The sequence below is a fragment of the Streptomyces carminius genome (genome assembly GCF_002794255.1).
In the GTDB taxonomy this organism is placed as follows: Bacteria; Actinomycetota; Actinomycetes; order Streptomycetales; family Streptomycetaceae; genus Streptomyces; species Streptomyces carminius.
The window spans coordinates 55,270-74,045 of record NZ_PGGW01000060.1 but is presented as its reverse complement, the minus strand read 5'-3'; the positions used below and the strand labels follow the sequence as shown (position 1 = coordinate 74,045).

The window sequence follows — 18,776 nt, the reverse complement described above, 5'->3', positions numbered from 1 at the left end:
TTCTTTGGCGCGGAGCCGACCGCGCCGTGACCCACCGCAGGGGGAGCCGTATGACCACCGAACCCGCCGTCCCCGCACCGGCGCACGCCGCCGACCGCCACGACACCATCCAGGTCCGCGGCGCCCGGGAGAACAACCTCAAGAACGTCTCCCTCGACATCCCCAAGCGCCGTCTGACGGTCTTCACCGGCGTCTCCGGATCGGGCAAGTCCTCACTCGTCTTCGGCACCGTCGCCGCCGAGTCCCAGCGCCTGATCAACGAGACGTACACCGCCTTCATCCAGTCCTTCATGGCCAGCCCCGCCCGCCCCGACGTCGATGGCCTGCACAACCTGAGCGCCGCCATCGTCGTCGACCAGGAACGGATGGGCGCCAACTCCCGCTCCACGGTCGGCACCGCCACCGACGCCCACACGATGCTGCGGATCGTCTTCAGCCGGCTCGGCACCCCGCACATCGGTCCCTCCACCGCCTTCAGCTTCAACAGCGCCGAGGGCATGTGCCCCGAGTGCGAGGGGCTGGGCCAGGTCTCCGACATGGACCTCGACCAGCTCCTGGACCGGAACCTCTCCCTGAACGACGGGGCGATCACCGCGCCCGGATACGGGGTGGGCGCCTGGTACTGGCAGGTCATCACCGGCTCCGGCCTCTTCGATCCCGACATCCCGCTGCGGGACTTCACCCCCGCCCAGTGGGAGGACCTCCTCCACAAGCCCGCCACCAAGATCAAGGTGGACAAGAGCACCCTCACCTACGAGGGGCTGATCCCCAAGATCCGGCGCACCTATCTCGCCAAGGACCGGGACTCGATGCAGTCCCACATCCGGGCCTTCGTGGACCGGGCCGTGGTCTTCGCCGACTGCCGCGCCTGCGGCGGCACCCGGCTCAACCCCGCCGCGCTCTCCTCGCGGATCGGCGGGCGCAACATCGCCGAGTGCTCGGCGATGCAGATCAGCGATCTGGCCGAGTTCGTCCACGGCATCGAGGACCCCTCCGTGGCGCCCCTGCTGGCGGGCCTGCGGCAGCTGCTGGACTCCATGGTCGAGACGGGCCTGGGCTACCTCAGCCTGGACCGCACCTCCGCCAGCCTGTCGGGCGGCGAGGCCCAGCGGGTGAAGATGGTCCGGCACCTGGGCTCCAGCCTGACCGACGTCACCTACGTCTTCGACGAGCCCACCACCGGGCTCCACCCGCACGACATCCGCCGGATGAACGACCTGCTGCTGCGGCTGCGCGACAAGGGCAACACCGTCCTGGTGGTCGAGCACAAGCCCGAGGTCGTCGAGATCGCCGACCACGTCGTCGACCTCGGGCCGGGCGCCGGCGAGGCCGGGGGAGAGGTCTGCTACAGCGGCGACGTGCCCGGACTGCGCGCCTCCGGCACCCTGACCGGCCGCTACCTGGAACACCGGGTGGGCCTGCGGGAGAGCGTGCGCGCCCCGCGCGGACACCTGACGGTCAAGGACGCCGACACGCACAACCTCAAGAACGTCTCCGTGGACGTCCCGCTGGGCGTGCTGACGGTGGTCACCGGCGTCGCCGGCTCCGGCAAGAGCTCGCTGATCCACGGCTCGCTGCCCGGCCGGGAGGGTGTCGTCGTCGCCGACCAGTCCCCGATCCGCGGCTCGCGCCGCAGCAACCCGGCCACCTACACCGGGCTGCTGAACCCGATCCGTACCGCCTTCGCCAAGGCCAACGGGGTGCGGGCCGCGCTGTTCAGCGCCAACTCCGAGGGCGCCTGCCCGGGCTGCAACGGCATCGGGCTGGTCTACACCGACCTCGCCATGATGGCCGGGGTGGCCTCGGTGTGCGAGCAGTGCGAGGGCCGCCGCTTCACCGACGAGGTGCTCTCCTACACCCTGCGCGGGAAGAACATCGGCGAGGTGCTGGGGATGTCGGTGGCCGAGGCCCACACGTTCTTCCCCACCGGCCAGGCGCACACCATCCTCGGGCGGCTCGTGGACGTCGGCCTGGAGTACCTGCGCCTGGGCCAGCCGCTGAATACCCTCTCCGGCGGCGAGCGGCAGCGGCTGAAACTGGCCGTCCACATGGCCGGGAAGGGCACCACCTACGTGCTGGACGAGCCGACCACCGGACTGCACCTGGCCGACGTCGACCAGTTGCTGGCCCTGCTGGACCGGCTGGTGGACGACGGCAACACGGTGATCGTCATCGAGCACCACCAGGCCGTGATGGCGCACGCCGACTGGCTGATCGACCTCGGCCCGGGCGCCGGCCACGACGGCGGGCGGATCGTCTTCACCGGCACCCCGGCGGAGCTGGTCGACCGGGGCGACACCCTGACCGCGCGGCATCTGCGCGAGTACGTCGGACACGCCGGGCGCGGCTGAGGCACGGCTGGAGGCGGGGCGCGGGGGGCGGGCGGCTCAGTCCCGGGACGGGTCCGGTGCCCGGTCCCGCGCCGCCTCCGGGGCGGGCTTCACCGGACAGCCCGACTCGGGCAGCGGCTCACCGGTCAGCTTCGACAGCACCCACACCACCCCTCCCTGGGAGGAGCCGAGCGAGAACGCGAAGCGCATGTGGCTCAGCGGGCGGGTCAGAGGCATGCGCCGGTGGCGGCGCCCCGCCTTCTGCGCCGAGGCCAGCGCCCTGTCGGTCAGGAGCAGCCGGTCCAGGACGTCCTTCAGCTCCGGGTCCCCGGACAGCCGCGCGGCGCACAACCGCAGCTCCTCCCGGACGGCGTCGAGCTCCCCGGCCCGTCTGATGGCGCCGGCGCCCTCGGCGTCGAAGCCGGCCAGGGTGTCGCGCGCCGCCCGCAGGACGGCGATCTCCTCGTCGTACCCGTCATCCGCCATGCGGGCCAGTATGGCCGCCGCCCGCTCCCCGGCCGGGCGCACCGCGACCGCCCCTGCCCGGCGCCCTGCCTCTTCGGGCAGGGCCCGGACGCAGGCCGCGCTCAGTGCTCCGGCTTCACCGGCGGCACGGCCCGGACCAGCTCCAGGTAGCGGTCCCAGTCCCAGTGCGGGCCGGGGTCGGTGTGGTCGGTGCCGGGCACCTCGACGTGGCCGACGATGTGCTCGCGGTCCCGGGGGAAGCCGTACCGGTCGCATATCCCGGCGGTCAGCGCGGCCGACGCCCGGTAGGTGGCGTCGGTGACGGAGCCGGGGTTCTCCACCCGGCCCTCGTGCTCGATGCCGATGCTGCGCTCGTTGTACGCCCGGTTGCCCGCGTGGTACGCCACGTCCAGCTCCCGCACCATCTGCGCCACGTGCCCGTCGGAGGTCCGCACCACGTAGTGGGTGGCGGCGCGGTGCGCCGGATCCCGGAAGACCTTCACGGCGGTGGCGTAGTCGCCCTGGATGAGATGGATCACCACCCGGTCGACGGTGAAGTCGTAGGGCCGGTCGGCCATCCGCCAGTTCGCCCCGGAGGCCGCTATCCACTCCGCGCCCGGGTGGTCCACCTCACCCTCGGTGCGCGGCCGGTTCACCCCCGGCACCTGCCACCACATCCGGGCCAGCCGCTCACGGCCGGCCAGCCCGGCCGCGCCCAGCCCGGCCGCCGTACCGCCGATCAGCAGGGCGCGGCGGCTGACGGCGGGACGGCGCCCCCGGCCGGCCCGGTGGCCGTTCGGGCGCGGAGCCTCCGGCTGCCGGTCGCCCGCCTGCTGACCGTCCCCGCCGCCCGCCCGGGGCCCGGGAACCTGGTTCTCGTACATGGCTCGAACAACGCCCGGACCCGCCCCCGTGGTTCCGGACGGCGCCCCGGACCGCACCCGGACCCGTGCCCACCCGGTATCCGGCCCCGCCCCGGCGCCGGCGGCGCCGTACCCTGGGGAGCGCTATGACCGACACGCCGCACGCGCCGCAGCCCGCCGCACCCCGCCGCCTCCGCGTCCTCGCCGCCATGTCCGGCGGCGTCGACTCCGCCGTCGCCGCCGCCCGCGCGGTCGAGGCGGGGCACGACGTCACCGGCGTCCACCTCGCCCTGTCCGCCAACCCGCAGTCCTTCCGCACCGGCGCCCGGGGCTGCTGCACCGTCGAGGACTCCCGCGACGCCCGCCGCGCCGCCGACGTCATCGGCATCCCCTTCTACGTGTGGGACCTGGCCGAGCGCTTCCGCCGCGACGTGGTGGACGACTTCGTCGCCGAGTACGAGGCCGGCCGCACCCCCAACCCCTGCCTGCGCTGCAACGAGAAGATCAAGTTCGCGGCGCTGCTGGACAAGGCGCTGGCGCTGGGCTTCGACGCGGTGTGCACCGGCCACTACGCCACCGTCGTCGCCCGCGAGGACGGCACCCGCGAGCTGCACCGCGCCGCCGACGCGGCCAAGGACCAGAGCTACGTGCTCGGCGTGCTGGACGAGCGGCAGCTCGCCCACGCCCTGTTCCCGCTGGGCGACACCCGCACCACCAAGGAGGAGATCCGCGCCGAGGCCGAGCGCCGCGGCCTGGCGGTGGCGAAGAAGCCCGACAGCCACGACATCTGCTTCATCGCCGACGGCGACACCCAGGGCTTTCTCGCGAAGCACCTGGGCACCGCCGAGGGCGACATCGTCGACGAGGACGGCAACCGGCTCGGCACCCACTCCGGCGCCTACGGCTTCACCGTCGGCCAGCGCAAGGGCCTGCGCATCGGCCACCCCGCCCCCGACGGGAAGCCCCGCTACGTGCTGGACATCTCCCCGGTGGACAACACCGTCACGGTCGGTCCCGCCGCCGCCCTGGACGTGGTCGCCCTGACGGCGATCAGCCCCCGCTGGTGCGGCACCCCGCCCACCGGGCCGGGCACGTACACCGCCCAGCTCCGTGCCCACGGCGCCGAGACACCGGTGACGGCGGAGCTGGTGGACGGCCCGGACGGCGCCGAGCTGCGGGTGTCCTTCACCGAGCCGGTGCGCGGCGTGGCCCCGGGCCAGGCGGTCGTCCTCTACGACGGCACCCGCGTGGTCGGCTCGGCGACGATCGCCGCCACCGAGCGCCGCGGCGCGGCGGCCGTCGGCTGAGACCGCGGCCTCCTCTCGCAGGAGAGCGGGGCCGGGGACGGGCGCTTTCCCCAGGGAACGCCGTCAGTCCGGCAGGCGGTCGGGGTCTCCGGCTTTCATGAACGTCATGAAGGAGCCGAAAGCCGCGCGACCGACGGTGATGCGTACCCCCGGCGCGGTGCTGTCCCGGATCGCTGTGTTCTCGCCGTCGACGGCTGTCTCGACGCAGTTGTTGCCACCGTTTCCGCAGTACGAGGACTTCTGCCAGGCAAGCTCGGGCACGTCCGTTCCTCTCACATCTCACGCGCGATGGACCACATGAAGTCGCGGGACTTCTCCGGAGGAAGCACGAACCCCTCCATCATGCCCAGCACGGTCCGGTAGTTGGCGGGCGGTGTCGGGGAGTCGACGAAGGCCGGGCCGTGCACCGTGTCGATGTGCACGGTGTCCAGTTGGGGAACCAGGCCTTCCGCTTACAGGGGCAACTGACCGGCACTCGGGAAGCCACCCGCACTGTGTGCGCCGGTCCGGGTTTTCACCTCGGAGACGAAGGTGCGGAAGGCGGTGCTGCTGGTGGTGACGACCTGCTCCGGTGCGGTGCTGTCCCGGATCGCTGTGTTCTCGCCGTCGACGGCTATCTCGACGCAGTTGTTGCCACCGGCTTCGGAGAAGGAAGACTTGACCCATACGAGCTCTGACATGGAGATCGCCTCTCTCACAGGTCTTTGGTGATCGACTTGATGAAGTCCCTCGATGTCTCGGGATCCAGCGCCGTCTTCTCGACCATGTCCAACCGCTTGCGGAAGTTGGCCAGTTGAGTCGGCGAGTCGATGAACACCGCGCCGGTGTGCGAGTCCATGTGCACGGTATCAAGTTGTGAGCTCGGTGCTTCGGCGTAGAGGACGGAGTCACCGGCCATCGTGAACCCGCCGGCGTCGAACGGGATCACGAGGAAGGTGACGTTGTCCCGTTCACCGTCCTCCAGCAGGCGGTTGAGCTGCGCGCGGGCCACCTTCCTGCCACCGAACTGCATCCTCAGCGCAGCCTCGTGGATGACGCCCGTGTACGGGATCGCCCTGTCGCCGGTGACCACGGTCTGCCGCGCGAGGCGATGTGCCACACGCAGTTCCACTTCAAGGCGCGGCAGAGGCGGTACGAAGAGATCGATGATCGCCCTCGCGTGCTCCTCCGTGTGGAACAGGCCGGGCAGGTGTGTGGTCTGCACCGTGCGCAGTCGTACCGCGTAATGCTCGATCTCCGACACGTCGAGGAAGTCCGGCGGGATCTTTCCCCGGTACTCCTCCCACCAGTGGACTTTCCGGCCTCCGGTCATCTCGGCCAGGGCGTCCACGAGTGCGCTGTCGGTGCACTCGTAGATGCTGGCCAGACGGCGCAGGCGCTGCTCGCTGATCCCGAAGCGTCCGGCTTCGATATTGGAGATCACCGTCCGGTTCGTACCCAGCAGGCCGGCCGCCGAAGGCGCGGACATGCCGACCGCTTCACGCATGCGCCTCAACTCGGTGCCGAACCTGCGCTGACGGACGGTCGGTGACTTCTGCGGTGCCATGGCTCGTCCCCTTGCTTCTCGTGCCTCGCGCAGTCTGTCGGTGTTCGGAGACGATGGCCCAGCAAATCCTGATTAATTAACTCGTACCGGTGACTTTGGTAGTACGGGTTATGTCGGCGGTCCTATGGTGATTCCCGCGCAGCCGCGCCATGCCGCCGAGCGCGCAGCGGAAGCGCACCGTTCGCCCACACCCGGGAGGGCGAAACGGCAGGCCACCGCCGACAGCGCGGCATCGACGGGCCGCAGTCGAACCGCGTGCCCACCTTCCACGTGCGGCTGCCCGTCACACATCACCGCCCGCACAGGGCGCGCCCGTACTCACACACCCGGAGGAGCCGTGACCGCACTGCCGATTCCCGCCCCCGCACCCATCCCGTTCGACCACCCCTGGGAGTACGAGCTCCGCTTCCCCCGCGACCCGCGCGGCCCGGGGATCGCCAGAGTCACCCTACGCACCGTCCTGGCCGCGCACGGGCTGCGCGACCTCACGCCCCGAGCTGAGCTGCTGACCTCCGAGCTGGCCACCAACTCCGTCCGCCACACCGGGCACACCGCCGCCGTGCGGCTCCAGTGGCTCCACCCCGTCCTGCGGGTCAGCGTGTGGGACGCCGACCCGAAGATCCCCTCACCCGTCTCGCCGCCACCGCCGCCCGACGGGGAGGGCGGACGCGGCCTGTTGATCCTGGACGTACTCGCCGACCGGTGGGGCGGCGGCCCGGTCCCCGGCGGTCCCCGGGGGACCTGCGGACTGCGGGGCAAGGCCGTCTGGTTCGAGCTGAACTGGGACGTTCCCCCGCCCGTCCCCGTCCCCGCAGTCACCTGCTGAGGGAGGCGGCCCCATCCGCCACTCACCGGAGACAAGGCGCTCCGTACCCGTCTCCGGCGCGCGGCGTGCCGCCGGACCGGCGGCACCCACGTGGCCGGCCCGGCGGCGACCGCCGTGGCGGACCGCCGCTGTAAAGCTGCCGCCGATTGCTGACAACTCGCGCCGTCGAGTCCCTCTGGTATCACTCGCGTGAGTGGCCCAGAGCACCCTTGATTGACACGTACCGCAAGGGGATCTGCGTGGATCCCTGCAGGTCACGGTGGATGTGTCGCTATAGCACCGGCCTCGGCGCGCTACCTGTCATGGCCTCGAAGTGCAGCAAAATAATCCCTCGAAGTGTAGTAAAAAGTACCCTCGAAGTGTAGTAAAAACATGCCTCGAAACGTAGCTCGACAGGAGGGGGAGCGTGGCTGTGGGACAGAAAGAAGGAGGAGAGCATGCCGTTGCGCGAAGGCTGGAGGGCGCCCTGCAGACGTTGCTCGGGGAGGAACCCGTCCTCGTGCTCAACGGAGCCAGGACCGTGGGCAAGTCGACTCTCCTCGCCGGGATCGCGGCGCGTGCGGACCGTACGGTGCTCGACCTCGACGATCTGGCTACTCGCGAAGCGGTAGCTGCTGATCCGGCACTCTTTGCGGGTGGCCCCGCGCCGGTACTCGTGGACGAGTTCCAGAAGGTTCCCGAGCTCCTCGACGCGGTGAAGGCGGAGCTCAACAGAGATCTGCGTACGGGCCGGTTCGTCCTCACCGGCTCGACGCGGTACACCGCTCTTCCGAGGGTGGCCCAGTCGCTCACCGGACGCGTTCACGTGGTTGACGTGTGGCCTCTTTCCCAGGGAGAACTGGAGGGGACGCGGGAGACCTTCTGCGAGCACCTGCTTGACGACCCTGCGGCTCTCATCGGCAAAGTCCGGACTCCGGAGACCCGTGAAGGCTATGAGCAACGGGTGCTGGCGGGGGGATTCCCGCTCGCGGTGCGGCGTTCCGCCACTGCTCGCTCCCGCTGGTTCCGGGACTACGTGTCCTTGGTGATCAACCGCGACGTGCTGGAGATCCGTCAGGTGCGGCAGCGTGACGCCCTCCCCAGGCTGCTGCGTGTGCTGGCTGCACAGACAGGTCAGGTGCTCAACAACAGGAAAGCCGCTGAGCAGGCTCTTCTGGAGCCGTCCGTGACCGGTGACTACCTCGCCCTCCTCGAGGCTGTCTTTCTCGTGCACCGACTGCCCGCATGGGGTCGGACTCTTGGCAGCAGGGTTGCCGGTATGCCCAAGGTCCATCTGGTCGACTCCGGTCTGGCGAGTCATCTCCTCGGACTCACCACACGGCGACTCGCCGGCCGGCAGCCCGCTGTACTCACCGAGTTCGGGCACGTGCTGGAGACTTTTGCAGTCAACGAGGTGCTACGGCAGGTGAGTTGGCTCGAAGAGCCGGTCATCACCGGACATTTCCGCACCCACGACCAGATAGAGGTCGATCTGGTCGTGGAGTCCTACGACGGCCGGACGGCCGGTGTCGAGGTGAAGGCGTCGTCGCGGGTGACGCAACAGGACTTGCGCGGGTTGCGGATGTTGCGTGACAAGCTCGGCGATGCCTACACCGGTGGAGTCCTGCTGAACCTCGGAAATCGCGCGTACACGATCGATGAACGAATCCACGTGCTTCCCCTCAGCACGCTCTGGACATGAGCGGCATTCGTGCCTTGCACGCCGAGGGAGTCCGGGAGCGGGCAGGACCGAGAGGGTCCTGCCCGGCCTGCCTCCCGGAAAGCGGTAGCTGTCAAGTGACCGTTTCCCGGTGGGCAGGTCAGCTCCTGACCACGGGAGCCAGGACGTCGCGCAGCGGGGTGGTGGGGCGGCCGATGAGACGGGAGAGGTCGCCGGGGGTGTCGGCCAGGTGCCCGGTGGCGATGGAGGCGTCGGTGTCGGCGAGGAAGTGGGCCGTCCCCTCGGGCAGCCCGGCGCCGGTGAGCGCCTTGACGTACCCGTCGGCGGACAGGTCGCGGTAGACGACCTCGGTGCCGGTGAGGTCGGTGAGCGTGGCGGCGAAGTCGGCCATCGTCCAGGCGGTGTCACCGGACAGCTCGTACACGGCACCCGCGTGGGCGGAGGCGTCCTCGGCGGCCAGGACGGCGGCGGCCGCCTCGGCGTAGTCGGCGCGGGAGGCCGACGCGATCCGGCCGTCCCCGGCGGCCCCGGCGATCACCCCGGCCTCCAGGCCCTGGCGGGCCGCCTGCTCGTAGTTCTCGGTGTACCAGCCGTTGCGCAGCAGGCAGTGGGGCAGGCCGGAACCGCGCAGGTACTCCTCGGTCTCCCGGTGCTCGGGCGCGACCGGGACGGTGGTGGTGTCGGCGTGCAGGACGCTGGTGTACGCCAGCAGCTCCGCCCCGGCGGCCTTCGCGGCGTCGACGACGGCCCGGTGCTGCGGGACGCGGCGGCCGACCTCGCTGCCGGAGACCAGCAGTACCCGCCGCGCGCCCTCGAACGCGGCGGCCAGCGTCCCGGGCCGGTCGTAGTCGGCCTCCCGGACCTGCACGCCCCTCCCGGCGAGGTCGGCGGCCTTCTCGGGCGAGCGGACGGCGGCGACGACTTCGGACGCGGGCACCCCGAGCTCCAGAAGGGCCTCGACGGTGAGACGGCCGAGCTGTCCGGCGGCTCCGGTGACGACGATCATGGTGTGCTTCCTTGCCGGGGGAGAGTGCTTGCGGCGGCCGGGTACCACGCCACCCGGCCGACCATGTCCTCCCCCGGCAACAGGTCTCTCCCCCGGAACATTTCCTTCCCGGGAGCAGGCGGCGGCACAGACGTCTTCCCTCGCCTGTGCCGCCGTCTCGTCCATGCGGAGACCGCGTCCGGCCGAAGAATCGGATTGGGACGAGGAACCGTGAGGCTCGGCAGGAGGGCAAAGCCGCACCGACTGCCCACAGTGCTTCGAACTGCCGACAGCCCTGGCCGAGATCTTCGGGGCCCTTCAAGACGAGGCGCTGGACCTGTTCGCAGGTGCTGATGGCCACCCGGCTGATCAGCACAGCGAAGCGGGCCACGGACAAGGAACGACTAAGGAACGACTCTCGACGTTGCCGCAGCTGGAGAAGGCGTCGCGCACGCTCGTGCGGGCGGCGAAGGTGCTGTTCGAGGAGCTGGAGCTGGTCGAGACCCACGGTGCCGACCTGGACACGGCGGCGCTGTGGCGGGCGGTGGAGGAGGTCGCGCCATGAGCGCGGCGGCGCTGGTGGTCTCGCTCGTGCCGGAGGACGAGGACTCCGCGGAGGTCGCCATGCGGGCCGCGAAGGAGTTCGGCATCAGCCGCGAAACTGTCTACAGCCCTGCGGACCACATGCGCCACAGGCGTCACGGGCTGAGCCGATCGCGCAGCCGTCTGCATGCAGACGGCTTCCTGGAAGTACTCACCGACCCGCCCGGTGGCCCGTCCGACCGTTCAGACATTGACAGACAGGAACACCGTGTACTGCCGAGTAACTACGTCAGAAGCCGTTGAAAGTCACAGGTCTGTGTCACCCCGACGCTGGCCCTGGACCCGTTCCCGGACAAGGGTGGGATCAGGAGGGAGTAGCTAGGGACTGAGCTGCCCCGAGTTTCGTAGAGTCCGCGATCGTGTGATCAAGCGGTCTGTGGGACTTCGTCCAGTTGCGCCCGGTGCGCCTGTCCGTACTCGTCGGGTGGTACGTAGCCGAGGGCGGAGTGGAGGCGTTCACTGTTGTACCACGCGACCCACTGGAAGACGGCCCGCTCGACCTGGTCGAAGTCCCGCCATGGCCCCTGATGCTCGATCAGTTCGGCTTTGAACGTGCCGTTCAGGGCCTCGGCCATCGCGTTGTCATAACTGTCCGCGACGGAACCCACCGACGCGGAAGCCCCGACCTCCGCGAGACGTTCCGTATAGCGAATGGACACGTACTGCGACCCTCTGTCGCTGTGGTGGATGAGCCCGGCGTCCTTCTTGATCCTCTGCCGCCACAGCGCTATCTCCAGCGCGTCCAGCGGCAGGTCCGTGCGGTAGGTGCGTGGCGGCCTGCCAGCCCACGATCCGGCGTGAGTACGCGTCCAGGACGAACGCCACGTAGACCCACCCCGACCAGGTGCGGATGTAGGTCAGATCCGCCAGCCACAGCTGGTTGGGCCGCTCGGCGGTGAAGCGGCGGTTGACCAGGTCCGGCGAGCGCGGCGACCGCGTTGTGGGCGTAGTGGGCGCCCGGGAAGGAGGGCGCGGACACCTCGCCGAGCAGATCGCGCACCGCCTCACGCACCAAGGCCGCCTCGTCGGACCGCGGGCCGGACTGACCGCCCGCCTCTCACTCCTCCCGTGCGCCACGGGCCACTTCGGCCATGACCTCCGTAGCGATGCCGAGGAGGGGGCGGAAGTCCCCGTAGGCGGCTTTCCACCACGCCGAGGTGCGCGGGTCGAGGATCTGGCACGTGATGAGCGCGTCCCAGTCGGCCGCCACCCGACACCGTTGCATGTGGTGGTCCTCGTGCGGGAAGTGCCCCGTGCGTCGTGCCTGCCCTACCCGCAACACGCTGCCCCGTAAGACAACGTCGCTGCTTTCATCGAGCAGCCGCAACGCGCGGTCAGTGTCGGTGAGGTTGGCCGTGCTGACCATGTCGATCAGGCTGACCATGCCGTCGCCGCGCGTGGGTCCCGGCCTGTAGCCCTGCTCCTCCATCAGCTCGCACAGGCGTCTCGCCCGAGGGTTGGCGGAGAGGAATGCCTCTTCCAGGGCCTTCTGGCTCAGCGCGCTGAGGGGCTGCCCCATCTCGGCACACATGACCCCAAACGCCTCGCGCAGACCGGTTCTCCAGGCGCGCTTCCCCCCGGTGGCTTTCGGCACGTCCTCCAGGAAGACGTTGATCTGATCCTGGCTGATCCCGCGAATCTGGGCGAGGCGGACGATCATCCCCAGCACCGGCTTGGGTGAAAGCGGAAGCAGCGCCTCGATGGCCTTCTGGGAGTAGACGTTGATTCTAGGAGGCGGCGGTCCGATCTCAGGTCGCTTCAGGAGGTTCTCGACTCCCTTCCGCAGTGCGGTGCGGAGGTTGCGAGTGGCGCCGGGATCCGGGTTCATCGCCAGCAGCCTCCCTTTCACCCCCGGGCACAGCTGGCCGACAGTACGGGCCCCAGCGCAGAGTTCGGCGGCCAGCACTGCGTTATCGATCTCTTCAGCCGTGGCGTCCGCGGTCAGCTTCGGAATGAAGCCGACTTCGTAGTCCCGACGAAACGTCCTGTCCTTGTAGACGTCCGGACCGTAGCCAGCAGCGTCCAGGGCCTGCCGTACGGGCCGGAACGCGAGGGGTGGCTTGTTGTTACGGCTCACGCCCCGAGGCTAGGCGTCCTCACGGGGCGGGGGTCCACTTTTCTGCCTACCCGCCATCCGGCGCTTGCGGTCCGATGGGCTCTCCACGAGGACGAGGACTTGCGGGGCTAACCCCCGCGCCCTCCATCGTGACGATCCCAACTCACCGGAGGTCCCTCATGTTCGGCATCGACGGCGTCACCTCGGCGGCCGCCTCCCAGGACACGGCGCCCATGCCCGCTGTGACGTTCGACCTGTTCACCGCATTCGTCGTCGCCGTCGCGCTGGTGCTCGCCTGGCTCGTCTACCGGTGGACGGCCCCGGCGCCGGGGTCCCCCGTCCAGGCGTCCAAGGGCGAACGGCTCGCATACGCTATCGGCGCTGCGGCGTCGGTCATCGTGATCGGCGGCTACCTCGGCGGCGGGTTCAGGGGGTTCGGGTACCCGGAGACAGACGCCCGTCCGGTGTCCCGTGACAGCCGTTCGGCGGCGCTCGTGCAGGGACCCGTGGCCGGACCAGGTCCCTCGTGGTCAGGTCGCGGGAACGCGGCACGGACGCCTGCCGGCTGCGGATGGTCACCAGCTGCACCATGCCGTCGTCGGTGATGCCACGCCGCCGGTCGGCACGGACCTTGACCGGCTTGTCGCTTCTCCTCGGCGACGTCGACCACCGCCTTGCCCACCCGCTCCTGGGTGATCAGGTCCCAGCACGCGACGACCGCGCGGGCAGCGAATTCGGCGTTAGCGCCGGTTTCCGTTCCGATGCCGCCGCTGGGTAGCTGTTCGCTCACTGCAGGAGTCAGTCCGTACGGGAGCTATCGGCAGGTTGCCCGCTCCGGGTGTCGCCAGCGGGCGGAGTTTCCGTTGTAGCGTCGGACGCCGTTTCGGCAGTGGCAGCGGTGCGGCGTTTGCTCCACTTGTCGTAGGCGACGGTCCCCGCGATGGAGGCGCTGGTGATGGCGCCGCCGATGATGATGCCCCGCCTGGTGTAGAAGGCGCGCAGCGCGGTGGGACCGCCGCGCTTGGCTGCTTCCTTGGCCAGTTCCGCGTAGGCCCACGCCATGGTGCTCCTCAATTCGTGTCGCTCACTCAAAGATGGATCAATGATCGCAGGGCGACACGTCGTGGGTGGGGCGTTCACGGACGTACGTCACCGGGTGCGGGAGCCTCCGCCGCCGATGGTGCGGCCGTAGGGTGGGGCGCTGCGGGCACCCTGTCCGCTGCTCGACGGTCCTGGCAGTGGTCGGTGAAGGAGACCAACCGGCTCTGAAACCGGACGCCGTTCGCGATCACGCGTCGTCACGAGCCGGTTGGAGTCCCCGGCGAACTCGCGACAGTTGAATACGAGAGCCCACCAGTACCAGGGCCGAATACGGACTGCGCTCGGACGCGATCTTCACCGGCAAGGCCGCGGCCAAGGTCGACTTCACCGTCTCCGAGCGCTGCCTGAAGACCGATGCCTTCGACTGCGCCGCCGACAAGTTCACCCAGGCCAACGCCGGCAAGTGGCCGGACGTGCCGTTCGACCAGTACTGCAAGTCCGGCGCCACCTGCGAAGGCAACGCCTCGCCCTCGTACTGGACACGCAAGCGCCTGACCGGGGTCACCACCTCCGCGCTGGTGGACGGTGCCTACCAAAAGGTCGACTCCTGGAAGCTGGAGCACTCCTTCCCCTCCACCGGAGACGGCAACGCCCCGCCGCTGTGGCTGAAGTCGATAACCCGCACCGAGCACACCGGTGACACGCCGGTCACCCTTCCCCCGGTGACCTTCCGGGGTGTGCAGATGCCCAACCGCGTCTCGGGAGCCGTCGACGCGATCCCGGCGTACAACCGTTACCGCGTCCACGCCATCGACACCGAGACCGGCGGCACCATCGGCATCACCTACTCGGACCCCGGCTGCACGGCCGGGTCCCTGCCGAAGCCCGAGTCCAACACCGGACGCTGCTACCCGGTGATCTGGTCCCCGCCGGACGTCCCCGCCCCGGACTACGAGCCGTACGAGGACTGGTTCCACTCCTATGTGGTCACCCAGATGCATGAGGTCGACAACACCGGTGGAGCACCGGCCGTGCAGACCGCCTACAAGTACCTCGGCGGTCTGGGCTGGACCAAGAGCGAGGACGAGTTCACCAAGCCCGAGCACCGCACCTACGACGACCGCAGGGGATACGGCCGGGTACAGGTGATCGGCGGTACGACCGACGACAGCCGGACACTGACCGAGACCCGCTACTTCCGCGGCATCGACGGCGCCCAGGTCGCCGACTCCGAGGGCACCGAGGTCACCGACCGCAGGGCGTTCGCCGGCATGACCCGGGAGACGGCCACCTACAACGGTGTCGGCGGCGCACTGGTGTCGGCCACCAGCCACACCCCCTGGCGCTCGGCGGCGACGGCCTCCCAGTCCCGCAGCGGCCTGCCCGCCCTGGAAGCACGGCACACCGGCGTGCGGAAGGAGGCGACCCGCACGGCCGTCAGCGGCGGAACGATGCGCCGCACCGAGGTCACCCGCACCTTCGACTCCCTGGGCATGGTCGCTTCCGCCTCCGACAGCGGCGACACCGCGAAGAGCGGCGACGAGCAGTGCGTCACCACCTCCTACGCCCGGAACACCGGGAAGAACATCCTCACTCCCGTGGCAGAGGCCAGGACCGTGGCGGTCTCCTGCACCGCCACCCCCGACCTGCCCGGGGACCTGGTCTCCACCGAGCGCCACTACTACGACGGCGCAACAGGGCTGGGCGCCGCCCCGACCAAGGGCGACCTCACCCGCACGGACGAGAACGACGGCGCCGGCACCGGCCACGTCACCGTGAACAAGGCGACCTACGACCAGTACGGGCGCCAGGTCACCTCCATCGACGCCGCCGGGGAGACGACCCGCGTCGCCTACACCCCGGCCACCGGCCAGGCACCGAGCAAGACGGCGGCCACCAACGCGCTGGGCCACACCGAGACCACCCACACCGACCCGCGGCGGGGAGTGACCACCGCGGTCGTCGACGCCAACGGCAAACGCACCGATCTGGCCTACGACGCCCTGGGCCGGCTGACCAGGGCATGGGAGCCGGGCTGGTCCAAGGCCGATCACGAGAACATGCCGGTCGCGGAGTTCACCTACCGTGTCAGCAGGACCGAGGCGGCCGTCGTCACCACCAGGACCCTGCGCGGCGACGGCTCGTACGCCACCTCCTACGCCTTCTACGACGGACTGCTGCGTGAGCGGGAGACGCAGTCCCCGGCCGCCGGCGTCAAAAACGGCAGAGTCGTCACCGAGCAGTTGTACGACACCCTCGGCCGGGTGGGGAAGGCGTACAGCCCCTACCACGCCAAGGGCGCGCCGTCCACCACCCTGGTGACCGGGGACGAGAGCCAGGTCCCGGCCGCCACCGAGAACCGCTTCGACGGCGCCGGACGCCCAACCGCCGTGCTCTCGCTGGAGTTCGGGAACGAGACCAAACGGACCACCACGGCCTACACCGGTGACCGCACCACCATGGTCCCGCCCGAGGGCGGCACCGCCCGGACCACGGTGACCAACGCACTCGGCCAGGTGACGGAACGGCTGTCCTACACCGACAAGGACCGCACCCGGTACATCAAGGCCACCTACGCCTACGACAAGCACGGCAACCTGGCGAAACTGACCGACGCGGGCGGCAACACCTGGACCTGGGCCTTCGACGCGCGCGGCCGCGAGGTCCGGGCCGACGACCCCGACAAGGGCCTGACCACCACGGCCTACGACGACCTGGACCGGCCGGTGCGGACCACCGACGCCCGTGGGACGACACTCACCACCGTCTACGACGCGCTCGGCCGCAGGAAAGAGCTCAAGCAGGGCGACGAGCTGCGCGCGGAGTGGACGTACGACACCCTCGCCAAGGGGCACCCCACCGCTGACACCCGCTATATCGACGGACAGGCGTACACCACGGAGATCGGCGGCTACAACAACCGCTACCAGCCGACCTCCTCCACCACCACCCTGCCCGCCGCCACCGGTGCGCTGGCCGGCTCCTACCGGTGGTCCTACACGTACAACCAGTACACCGGCACGCAGCAGTCGACCAGCCACCCAGCGATCGGCGGCCTGCCGAGTGAACGCGTCACCACCGTCTACGACGCGGACGACCTCCCCACCCGCACCGTCGCCGGACGCCAGACCCTGGTCAACAACGTCAGCTACGACGTGCTCTCCCGGCCGATCCGCACCGAGTACGGCATCTTCGGGCAAAGGGTCTACCAGACCCAGGACTGGGACGCGCACACCGGTGCCCTGACCCGGCACACCCTCGACGGTGACGTGGCGCTGCGGATCGAGGAAACCCGCTACACCTACGACGACGCGGGCAACATCACCCGCGTCTCCGCCACCTCGGGGCAGGACGCCCAGAAATCCACCGACAACCAGTGCTTCACCACGGACGCCCTGCGGCGCCTCACCGACGCCTGGACCACCGGCAAGGGCGATGACGACTGCTCGGCAGGACCGTCGGCCTCCACCGTGGGCGGCCCCGACGCCTACTGGCACACTTACAGCCACGATGTGACGGGCAACCGCACCGAGGAGGTCCGCCACGCGGTCACCTCCGGAGGTGAGGACATCACCCGTACCTACACCTACGGCGAGCCGGGCCAGGACGCCCCGCACGCCCTGCGGTCGGTGACCACCACCGGTGGTCCCGCCGACGGACAGCGGGAGACCTTCTCCTACGACGAGGCGGGCAATACCAGCAGCCGCACCGGCGGCGCCCGCGACCAGGCATTGGACTGGGACGCGGAGGGCCGGCTGGCCACCGTCACCGAGGACGGGAAGACCACCTCGTACCTGTACGACTCCGACGGGGAGCGGCTGATGGCCCGCGACGCCGACGGCTCGATCACCGCGTACCTGCCGGGCGGCAACGAACTCAAGGCCACGGGCGACAAGGTCACCGGCACCCGCTACTACAGCCACGCCGGGCAGAACGTGGCGGTGCGCACCGGTGACGGCGCCATCACCTTCCTCTTCCCCGACCACCAGGGCACCGCGCTCATCGCCGTCGCCTGGGGCGCCGGCCAGGCGGTCACCCGCCGCAAGCAACTGCCGTTCGGCGGCCCGCGTGCCTCCTCCGGCGCCTGGCCCGGTGACCGCGGCTTCCTGTCCGGCACGACCGACCCGACGGGCACCACCCACCTCGGTGCTCGCGAGTACGACCCGCAGCTGGGACGCTTCCTGTCGGTCGACCCCCTCCTGCTTCCGGAGGACCTGTCCCAGCACAATCCCTACATCTACGGCAACAACAACCCCGTCACCTTCGCCGACCCCACCGGCGAGGCGTACGAGGAGTGCGTCAGCGGCCAGTACAGCTGCACCAACGGCCGCGGCGGCACCGGCGACCTCCAGAAGGTCGAGTTCGGCAAGAACTACGAGCGGGAGACCAGAGCCCGCGGCGGCACCATCTCACCGAACTACACCATCCAGAAGAACACGAGCTACCGCCACACCTACACCAAGGGCAGCGGCGTCACCACCCCCAGCCTTGAGCAGGCAGCCCGGTCCGCCTACATAGAGCAGCAGAACCGGATCAAACGCGAACGCAAGGCCGCAGAAGCGCAGCGCAAAAAGAACGAGCGGGACGAAGGCTTCTGGGACAAACTCAAGCGCGGCGACATGAAAGGCGCTGCCGGCAACGCCTGGGAAAATACTAAGGAAACCTTCGGTACATGGGAAGGCTGGAAAAATAGAGTCCTACCCGGAGTGGGTTTCGGTGTTTGTTTGGTGGCCTCGGCAGGGGTGTGCACAGTAGCGGGTGCGGCCGTTGTAGCAACGACTTTTTTCGGCGACGGATTGACAACAGGAAGCTGGAATTGGTCCGCATCTGGCAAGAGCCTGGCCTGGACTCTCGGTGGAGGGTACGTCGCAAAGACTTTGGTAGGGGGATGGCGAGGAGCGGCTATTGTGAGACGCACACGTGTGAAGACCGTGTACCAAGCCGATAACGTCACCATCTACGGATACCGCAAGGTGGTCGATGTTGGCGCTACCTATGCCAATGTAAGCCTCAACACCGGTCTCTCCATGACCTTCTGTGGCGTAGGTGCTGCGAGCCCAGGGAGCACGGCAGGTGCGTGCTAAGTGCGAATGT

Annotated in this window: 15 protein-coding genes and 2 pseudogenes; 7 read left to right on the top strand and 10 right to left on the bottom strand. The window is 69.6% G+C overall.

Annotation, left to right across the window (positions count from 1 at the left end; genetic code table 11):
• The first annotated feature begins 50 nt into the window (after positions 1-50).
• Positions 51-2,351: an ATP-binding cassette domain-containing protein gene (locus CUT44_RS19145; protein WP_100203118.1), complete on the top strand. Its 2,301-nt coding sequence runs from the start codon at positions 51-53 to the stop codon at positions 2,349-2,351.
• Positions 2,352-2,387: 36 nt separating this feature from the next.
• Here CUT44_RS19145 and CUT44_RS19140 read toward each other — a convergent pair whose 3' ends face one another.
• Both CUT44_RS19140 and CUT44_RS19135 read right to left on the bottom strand, forming a co-directional pair.
• Complete coding sequence (locus tag CUT44_RS19140) at positions 2,388-2,816, bottom strand: hypothetical protein (protein WP_146252263.1); 429 nt, start codon at positions 2,814-2,816, stop codon at positions 2,388-2,390.
• Between the two features lie 101 nt (positions 2,817-2,917).
• Positions 2,918-3,679, bottom strand: coding sequence for an N-acetylmuramoyl-L-alanine amidase (locus CUT44_RS19135; protein WP_100203116.1), 762 nt, complete (start codon positions 3,677-3,679; stop codon positions 2,918-2,920).
• Positions 3,680-3,804: 125 nt separating this feature from the next.
• Between CUT44_RS19135 and mnmA the strand changes: the two genes are divergently transcribed.
• Entirely contained in the window at positions 3,805-4,965 is a 1,161-nt protein-coding gene (gene mnmA, locus CUT44_RS19130; protein WP_100203115.1) for a tRNA 2-thiouridine(34) synthase MnmA, read from the top strand.
• A gap of 63 nt (positions 4,966-5,028) precedes the next feature.
• On the opposite strand, the gene CUT44_RS19125 is transcribed toward mnmA, so the two are convergent.
• Genes CUT44_RS19125 through CUT44_RS19115 form a run of 4 tightly spaced genes read right to left on the bottom strand, consistent with a single transcriptional unit; the run spans position 5,029 to position 6,511 of the window.
• Positions 5,029-5,226: a DUF397 domain-containing protein gene (locus CUT44_RS19125; protein WP_100203114.1), complete on the bottom strand. Its 198-nt coding sequence runs from the start codon at positions 5,224-5,226 to the stop codon at positions 5,029-5,031.
• A gap of 11 nt (positions 5,227-5,237) precedes the next feature.
• Positions 5,238-5,387, bottom strand: a complete 150-nt coding sequence (locus CUT44_RS33180) for a hypothetical protein (RefSeq protein ID WP_158239635.1) — start codon at positions 5,385-5,387, stop codon at positions 5,238-5,240.
• 30 nt (positions 5,388-5,417) lie between these two features.
• A complete protein-coding gene (locus tag CUT44_RS19120) occupies positions 5,418-5,645 on the bottom strand; it encodes a DUF397 domain-containing protein (protein ID WP_100203411.1) in 228 nt (75 codons plus the stop codon).
• A gap of 14 nt (positions 5,646-5,659) precedes the next feature.
• The gene (locus CUT44_RS19115; protein WP_100203113.1) at positions 5,660-6,511 is read right to left on the bottom strand and encodes a helix-turn-helix domain-containing protein; all 852 of its coding nucleotides are present in this window, start codon (positions 6,509-6,511) and stop codon (positions 5,660-5,662) included.
• A gap of 337 nt (positions 6,512-6,848) precedes the next feature.
• Between CUT44_RS19115 and CUT44_RS19110 the strand changes: the two genes are divergently transcribed.
• Positions 6,849-7,337 (top strand): ATP-binding protein, encoded by a 489-nt coding sequence (locus CUT44_RS19110; protein ID WP_100203112.1) that lies wholly within the window; start codon positions 6,849-6,851, stop codon positions 7,335-7,337.
• Positions 7,338-7,743: 406 nt separating this feature from the next.
• Positions 7,744-9,018 (top strand): ATP-binding protein, encoded by a 1,275-nt coding sequence (locus CUT44_RS19105; protein ID WP_199185763.1) that lies wholly within the window; start codon positions 7,744-7,746, stop codon positions 9,016-9,018.
• Positions 9,019-9,136: 118 nt separating this feature from the next.
• Here the strand turns inward: CUT44_RS19105 and CUT44_RS19100 are convergent, their stop codons facing one another.
• Entirely contained in the window at positions 9,137-10,003 is an 867-nt protein-coding gene (locus tag CUT44_RS19100) for an SDR family oxidoreductase (RefSeq protein WP_100203111.1), read from the bottom strand.
• Positions 10,004-10,304: 301 nt separating this feature from the next.
• Between CUT44_RS19100 and CUT44_RS34895 the strand changes: the two are divergent.
• Positions 10,305-10,618, top strand: a pseudogene (locus tag CUT44_RS34895) (hypothetical protein); the annotation flags it as partial.
• Positions 10,619-10,950: 332 nt separating this feature from the next.
• On the opposite strand, the pseudogene CUT44_RS34105 reads toward CUT44_RS34895, so the two are convergent.
• Positions 10,951-11,536: pseudogene (locus CUT44_RS34105) on the bottom strand (IS3 family transposase); the annotation flags it as partial.
• 106 nt (positions 11,537-11,642) lie between these two features.
• Positions 11,643-12,662 (bottom strand): hypothetical protein, encoded by a 1,020-nt coding sequence (locus CUT44_RS19075; RefSeq protein ID WP_100203107.1) that lies wholly within the window; start codon positions 12,660-12,662, stop codon positions 11,643-11,645.
• Positions 12,663-12,820: 158 nt separating this feature from the next.
• Between CUT44_RS19075 and CUT44_RS19070 the strand changes: the two genes are divergently transcribed.
• Positions 12,821-13,246 (top strand): hypothetical protein, encoded by a 426-nt coding sequence (locus CUT44_RS19070; protein WP_100203106.1) that lies wholly within the window; start codon positions 12,821-12,823, stop codon positions 13,244-13,246.
• A gap of 193 nt (positions 13,247-13,439) precedes the next feature.
• Here CUT44_RS19070 and CUT44_RS19065 read toward each other — a convergent pair whose 3' ends face one another.
• Complete coding sequence (locus CUT44_RS19065; RefSeq protein WP_100203105.1) at positions 13,440-13,703, bottom strand: hypothetical protein; 264 nt, start codon at positions 13,701-13,703, stop codon at positions 13,440-13,442.
• Between the two features lie 452 nt (positions 13,704-14,155).
• Between CUT44_RS19065 and CUT44_RS19060 the strand changes: the two genes are divergently transcribed.
• Entirely contained in the window at positions 14,156-18,766 is a 4,611-nt protein-coding gene (locus CUT44_RS19060) for an RHS repeat-associated core domain-containing protein (protein ID WP_233221495.1), read from the top strand.
• The last annotated feature ends 10 nt before the right edge of the window (positions 18,767-18,776 follow it).

What these genes read in the sequence shown, in the direction of transcription:
- CUT44_RS19145 (WP_100203118.1), top strand. Translation starts at nt 51, where the DNA reads ATGACCACCGAACCCGCCGTCCCCGCACCGGCGCACGCCGCCGACCGC.
- CUT44_RS19140 (WP_146252263.1), bottom strand. Translation starts at nt 2,816, where the DNA reads ATGGCGGATGACGGGTACGACGAGGAGATCGCCGTCCTGCGGGCGGCG.
- CUT44_RS19135 (WP_100203116.1), bottom strand. Translation starts at nt 3,679, where the DNA reads ATGTACGAGAACCAGGTTCCCGGGCCCCGGGCGGGCGGCGGGGACGGT.
- mnmA (WP_100203115.1), top strand. Translation starts at nt 3,805, where the DNA reads ATGACCGACACGCCGCACGCGCCGCAGCCCGCCGCACCCCGCCGCCTC.
- CUT44_RS19120 (WP_100203411.1), bottom strand. Translation starts at nt 5,645, where the DNA reads ATGTCAGAGCTCGTATGGGTCAAGTCTTCCTTCTCCGAAGCCGGTGGC.
- CUT44_RS19115 (WP_100203113.1), bottom strand. Translation starts at nt 6,511, where the DNA reads ATGGCACCGCAGAAGTCACCGACCGTCCGTCAGCGCAGGTTCGGCACC.
- CUT44_RS19100 (WP_100203111.1), bottom strand. Translation starts at nt 10,003, where the DNA reads ATGATCGTCGTCACCGGAGCCGCCGGACAGCTCGGCCGTCTCACCGTC.
- CUT44_RS19070 (WP_100203106.1), top strand. Translation starts at nt 12,821, where the DNA reads ATGTTCGGCATCGACGGCGTCACCTCGGCGGCCGCCTCCCAGGACACG.
- CUT44_RS19065 (WP_100203105.1), bottom strand. Translation starts at nt 13,703, where the DNA reads ATGGCGTGGGCCTACGCGGAACTGGCCAAGGAAGCAGCCAAGCGCGGC.